This is a genomic window from Streptomyces sp. NPDC127106, assembly GCF_042677605.1.
GTDB lineage: Bacteria > Actinomycetota > Actinomycetes > Streptomycetales > Streptomycetaceae > Streptomyces.
The window spans coordinates 1-1,989 of record NZ_JBHXTC010000129.1 but is presented as its reverse complement, the minus strand read 5'-3'; the positions used below and the strand labels follow the sequence as shown (position 1 = coordinate 1,989).

The 1,989-nt window shown below is 53.4% G+C and carries 1 rRNA gene; it reads right to left on the bottom strand.

The features are described 5' to 3' along the window. A 23S ribosomal RNA gene (locus ACFVGY_RS37755) occupies positions 1 to 1,989 on the bottom strand; the annotation flags it as partial.

Below are 1,989 nucleotides of genomic sequence, written 5' to 3'. Positions count from 1 at the left end.
CGAGGCGACCGCCCGAGTCAAACTGCCCACCTGACTCTGTCTCCCTGCCCGATAAGGGCAGCGGGTTAGAAGGTCAATACTGCCAGGGTAGTTTCCCACCGATGCCTCCACCGTAGCTAGCGCTCCGGTTTCCAAGGCTCCTACCTATCCTGTACAAGCTGTACCAACATTCAATATCAGGCTGCAGTAAAGCTCCACGGGGTCTTTCCGTCCTGTCGCGGGTAACCTGCATCTTCACAGGTACTATAATTTCACCGAGTCTCTCGTTGAGACAGTGCCCAGATCGTTGCGCCTTTCGAGCGGGTCGGAACTTACCCGACAAGGAATTTCGCTACCTTAGGACCGTTATAGTTACGGCCGCCGTTTACTGGGGCTTCAATTCGCACCTTCGCTTACGCTAAGCGCTCCTCTTAACCTTCCAGCACCGGGCAGGCGTCAGCCCCTATACTTCGCCTTACGGCTTCGCAGAGACCTGTGTTTTTGCTAAACAGTCGCCTGGGCCTATTCACTGCGGCTCTCTCGGGCTTGCACCCTAACAGAGCACCCCTTCTCCCGAAGTTACGGGGGCATTTTGCCGAGTTCCTTAACGAGAGTTCTCTCGATCACCTTAGGATTCTCTCCTCGCCTACCTGTGTCGGTTTGCGGTACGGGCACCTCTCACCTCGCTAGAGGCTTTTCTTGGCAGTGTGGAATCAGGAACTTCGCTACTATATTTCGCTCGCCATCACAGCTCAGCCTTATGGGAAACGGATTTGCCTATTTCCCAGCCTAACTGCTTGGACGCGGATATCCAATACCGCGCTTACCCTATCCTCCTGCGTCCCCCCATTGCTCAAATGGTGAGGAGGTGGTACAGGAATATCAACCTGTTGTCCATCGCCTACGCCTTTCGGCCTCGGCTTAGGTCCCGACTAACCCTGAGCGGACGAGCCTTCCTCAGGAAACCTTAGGCATTCGGTGGAGGGGATTCTCACCCCTCTTTCGCTACTCATACCGGCATTCTCACTTCTAAGCGCTCCACCAGTCCTTCCGGTCTGACTTCAACGCACTTAGAACGCTCTCCTACCACTGACATCATAGATGTCAATCCACAGCTTCGGTGAATCGTTTAGCCCCGATACATTTTCGGCGCAGCGTCACTCGACCAGTGAGCTATTACGCACTCTTTAAATGATGGCTGCTTCTAAGCCAACATCCTGGTTGTCTAAGCAACTCCACATCCTTTTCCACTTAACGTATACTTTGGGACCTTAGCTGGCGGTCTGGGCTGTTTCCCTTTCGACTACGGATCTTATCACTCGCAGTCTGACTCCCAAGGATAAGTCATCGGCATTCGGAGTTTGACTGAATTCGGTAACCCGGTAGGGGCCCCTAGTCCAATCAGTGCTCTACCTCCAAGACTCTTACCTTGAGGCTAGCCCTAAAGCTATTTCGGAGAGAACCAGCTATCTCCAGGTTCGATTGGCATTTCACCCCTACCCACACCTCATCCCCGCACTTTTCAACGTGCGTGGGTTCGGGCCTCCATTCAGTGTTACCTGAACTTCACCCTGGACATGGGTAGATCACCTGGTTTCGGGTCTACGACCACGTACTCAATTCGCCCTATTCAGACTCGCTTTCGCTGCGGCTCCGCATCTTCTGCTTAACCTTGCACGGGATCGTAACTCGCCGGTTCATTCTACAAAAGGCACGCCATCACCCGTTACCGGGCTCTGACTAATTGTAGGCACACGGTTTCAGGATCTCTTTCACTCCCCTTCCGGGGTGCTTTTCACCTTTCCCTCACGGTACTGGTTCACTATCGGTCACTAGGGAGTATTTAGCCTTGGGAGATGGTCCTCCCGGATTCCGACGGAATTTCACGTGTTCCGCCGTACTCAGGATCCACTCAGGAGAGAACGAAGTTTTGACTACAGGGCTGTTACCTCCTATGGCGGGCCTTTCCAGACCTCTTCATCTACCTCGTTCTTTTGTAACTCCGTACAG